A 3,787-nucleotide genomic window follows, 5' to 3' on the forward strand; every position below is an offset into this window, starting at 1 on the left:
CCAAGTTTTTCAGAATAGAAAGATTTTCTGTTGTGTCGTGCATAACGGTCGCTAAACTTTCATCATAAATATGGGATGAAATTTCGTTTAAAGCGTTTTTTATTTCTGGTTTCTGTCTTAATTGCCAAAATTTAGTTCTGCTGATGTTTAATTTACTGCGGGCTTCTTCAAGTGTAGCGGATGACAAAATACTTAAAGCAACTCTATGCGGATCTAATGCTTTTGTCATTCATGAACCTTTATGAACATTATTAATAGTGGAGAATAAACACATGTATTAATGCTATTTTTGCAGAAAAATCTTTATTTTTCAATTAAATACATATCAGCAAGAAAATATTTTTATAGCATTGGTCGTGCTATATAAAAAATCTTCTGCTGATATGTAACGTATTGATAATAAAGAATAAATTACTGTTTATATCACATCAGCATTTAGTTCTTCCTCTGTTATATAAGACTCGATAGCCTTTTTAATTTCTTGTAGAGAATAACAACGCTTGTTGCTACCATCTTCTTGAATTGTCTGTTTGCTAGTCAAGTCATAACTTTTTAAACATAAAGAAACTTGTCGAACACTTAATTCTTGATTTACTTGTTGATAGACAATATCCGCAAGTTGTCGAGCAGATATTGCTTCCGTTTCTTTATCGGTTTTAGAAAGAGCTATAGCAATCATCCTTAGCGTTTTGTGATGAGAGCTTTCAAGAAAGTTTTCATCATGAGCTTTAGATAACTTTATAACCGCTTGTTTAGTTTGTTCTAACAATTCATTATCTTGGCTTAATTCTACAAGCGTTAACAGGGGCTCCCAATTATCTATTTGACGGTCATTTAATCCGTCAAGCAACGTTTGTACTTTGTGTGTTTTTACTTGCTCCTTATAATCTATTGCCAATCGGGCAAGTTTACTTTTTATTTCTAAAAGTAAGTCAGGATTTAAGTCTCTCAGCTTTATTTTGGTTTGATTCATGGGCTTTCTTTTCAGATTTACAATATGAGATCTATCTAATATTGTTTCACTTAGCCCTTTTATAGAAATTCCAGAGATCGCTTTAAAGCCGAAACATTTGAATCTTTTAGGTCGTTTGATTCTATCTCCTGCCACCCGCATTACATAAGCTGTGTTTCTTGAATACCCACAATTAAGAATGCCTATAAATTCTTTTTTATCTGCATCCATAAATTGATCTGCTTCATCAATTAAAAAAGTAGGCGTTTTCGGTTGATCTGCAAAATAATATAACGATGCCATACTAACATTTGACGCCAGTAACGGATGATAAGCAAATTCTGCCAGTAAATTCAGCAATTGCGTTTTTCCGCATCGTTTTTCAGGGGCAGAGATCAATAAATATGGAGATATTTCCAGTACATCTACAAACCAAGTACATGTCACCCATAGCGCACAAACAAGAACATATTCTGGTTGCATGTATAGGCACTGTTCAAGGCATGTTTGTATGTTTTTTATGACCTCACTTATAGAAACGTCCTCAGTGTATGGATCAAACTCTTCAAACAGTTCATCATCCACATCATCTTTATTAGTATTACAAACATCTTTACGAATCTTATCTAAAGCAGTTGCCGTTATATTGTATTTTTTGGCTATGTCTGCACGATAAATTTGATACTCTGCTTCATTTAAGTTTTTGATCTCATCAACACAAAGAGCAGCGTTTTTTAAAGATACTTTATCCATGTTTTTAAACTCCCGCAATTATTGAGTAATCATTAAAATCCGTGGGGTTTTTTCCATAAAGTTTTTTAAACTCCACATTCATTTCCTTAGTAAATTTAGGTAAATAAAATTTACTATCTGTTTCTTGTGCGGCTTTTAATGCCGCTTCCATCCCATTGCCTACATCCGCAAATATGTGAAGCGAAATTTTAGGATTTTTTGCCTTCATACTTTTTGCTACGTGTATAAAGTTAGAACATCCTGACACGGCGACACTATCAATCAGAAATAGATTTTTAATACTTATTGCGGTGGCAACACCTTCAGCTAAAGCTATTTCTCTTTGTAAAGGAAAATCAAAACATAATGGTTGTGCACTCCAAAAAGATCCTTTTGATAACCCTCCATATAAGGATGTTTTAAGTCCTGTCTCATCAATAAAATCAACGGTACATAGTTGATGTTCTGAATTGCCTCTAAAAGCCAGTAATATTCTGCCTCTTAATGGCTTACCTGATGATTTAGGACAATATCCGATAATGTTTATAAGGGTATCTATAGAAAGTTCTTTAAGATCTCCTTGCGCTTCTATTTTTTTCTTTATCAGGTAAGGATGATCGTTTTTAGCAAAAACAGCATGCTCCCATAACAAGAAACAAAGCTCTTGGGCTTTTATGTTTTTGATATTGATTTGTTGTGTAGTTTGATTAAGCAAAGGTGTTCTTTTTATTCCTTTTCGTGAATAGTTTTCACTAAAAAAGAATAAAGTCTTTTGCTTTTCTTCTTCTGCTTTCCAATTCCAAACTATGCCACCGCTTTTATCTTTAAATAGTAAGATGCGGGCATCATTGGCGCCGTTCGGGTCGCCGTGTATGTCAGCAGGATGATATTTCCCATCAAAAATGATGTGTTTTGGCTCAACAACATTGGCAAATTCACATGCTTCTTGTAATGAATGAAAGATTTGTGTTTTAGGCATGAAATTCATCCTTGGAAAATTTCTGTTCAATCCAAGAAAGAAGATCACTTTCTTTCCACACGGTAATCTTTGATGAGATTTTCTTAGGCTGGGGAAAGTTATCTAAAGTTTTAACCCATCGCCATAATGTTGAAACACCGCATCCCAACATTTCAGCTGTTTGTTTTGGTCTTAAAAGTTTTTCTTTTGGCATATAGCCTCCTTAAAAAAGATTAATGTTGATAAAGTTCGGAAGCTATTTAATAATTTTTGGATGACGCTAAAAAGGTCAAATATTTTAGGTGTTTGATAAGAAAAGAAGATTCTGCATGTTTTAATTGTTTGATTTTTAATAAATCAAAATGGTTGCACCTTTTTTATTTATTTTTTTGGGGTCTCCCTGATTGTGGTGCTGAATCATGTCTAATGATTGTCGCCATAGCTGAAGCAATTCGTTCAGAAACTTTGAACTCTCCACATGATTTGCTTAATAGAAAACTTATGACATCTTCATTTTTGGGGGCGGTATCTGGCTCTTGTGGGTCATAGTTTAACCAAAATTTTTCTATTGCTAGATCCATAACATTTAAGAGTTTAGTTCTGTAGCCATTTCGATTGATGCGCAATTTTCTTAATGCGGACGTAGAAGAGAATGTCTTACATGGTAATTCATTTAATTGAGCAAAAATAACGTACGCTTGAGCAGGGAATATCAATTGTGGATACGGGGGATTATAATATTTATGCTCTGAGTCTCCATAAGCATAAGACTGGTCTTGATTTGTTGCGTAATAGCCACATAGGATAAAAAAACCGTCTATATCAGTTTTTATTTCTTGGTAAAGTTTTGTTAACACAATTTCTTCAGACTTATTAAGTTTAGTCTCTTTATCAATCCCATCATGAGGAATATTATCCAATAATAAAGAGGATGCTTCGTATAAACTAAACTCTGTTTGCATTTTCCAAGCATCAATTTCTGCCATTATTTATCTCCGAATAACAGTAATCAGCCCATGCCTGCATCATCTCTGTTCGGCTTTTTATTGCTTCGTTGCGTTCATAAGCACCGTTATAAGCATCAGTGATTTTATGGTGTAGGCATAGTTCAGCGATACGCTCGTCAAAGCGTTTGTTATTGCCTA

Annotated in this window: 5 protein-coding genes; all 5 read right to left on the bottom strand. The window is 34.0% G+C overall.

Annotated elements, in window-relative coordinates; all coding sequences use genetic code 11:
- Positions 1-229, bottom strand: a 229-nt coding sequence (locus tag HMPREF9444_RS08370) for a hypothetical protein (RefSeq protein WP_009143983.1), incomplete at its 3' end; no start/stop codon positions are given.
- A gap of 189 nt (positions 230-418) precedes the next feature.
- Positions 419-1,705, bottom strand: a complete 1,287-nt coding sequence (locus HMPREF9444_RS10645) for a DUF3631 domain-containing protein (RefSeq protein WP_009143984.1) — start codon at positions 1,703-1,705, stop codon at positions 419-421.
- Between the two features lie 4 nt (positions 1,706-1,709).
- Positions 1,710-2,663, bottom strand: coding sequence for a primase/helicase family protein (locus tag HMPREF9444_RS08380; RefSeq protein ID WP_040909451.1), 954 nt, complete (start codon positions 2,661-2,663; stop codon positions 1,710-1,712).
- A complete protein-coding gene (locus HMPREF9444_RS08385; RefSeq protein ID WP_009143986.1) occupies positions 2,656-2,856 on the bottom strand; it encodes a helix-turn-helix transcriptional regulator in 201 nt (66 codons plus the stop codon). The genes HMPREF9444_RS08380 and HMPREF9444_RS08385 overlap by 8 nt, the downstream gene beginning before the upstream one ends.
- Before the next feature lie 163 nt (positions 2,857-3,019).
- Positions 3,020-3,628 (bottom strand): hypothetical protein, encoded by a 609-nt coding sequence (locus HMPREF9444_RS08390; RefSeq protein WP_009143987.1) that lies wholly within the window; start codon positions 3,626-3,628, stop codon positions 3,020-3,022.
- Between the last annotated feature and the right edge of the window lie 159 nt (positions 3,629-3,787).

The sequence above is a fragment of the Succinatimonas hippei YIT 12066 genome (genome assembly GCF_000188195.1).
GTDB classification, from domain to species: domain Bacteria; phylum Pseudomonadota; class Gammaproteobacteria; order Enterobacterales; family Succinivibrionaceae; genus Succinatimonas; species Succinatimonas hippei.

Excerpts from the sequence above, each read along its gene's own strand:
- HMPREF9444_RS10645 (WP_009143984.1), bottom strand. The coding sequence starts at position 1,705 with ATGGATAAAGTATCTTTAAAAAACGCTGCTCTTTGTGTTGATGAGATC.
- HMPREF9444_RS08380 (WP_040909451.1), bottom strand. The coding sequence starts at position 2,663 with ATGCCTAAAACACAAATCTTTCATTCATTACAAGAAGCATGTGAATTT.
- HMPREF9444_RS08385 (WP_009143986.1), bottom strand. The coding sequence starts at position 2,856 with ATGCCAAAAGAAAAACTTTTAAGACCAAAACAAACAGCTGAAATGTTG.
- HMPREF9444_RS08390 (WP_009143987.1), bottom strand. The coding sequence starts at position 3,628 with ATGGCAGAAATTGATGCTTGGAAAATGCAAACAGAGTTTAGTTTATAC.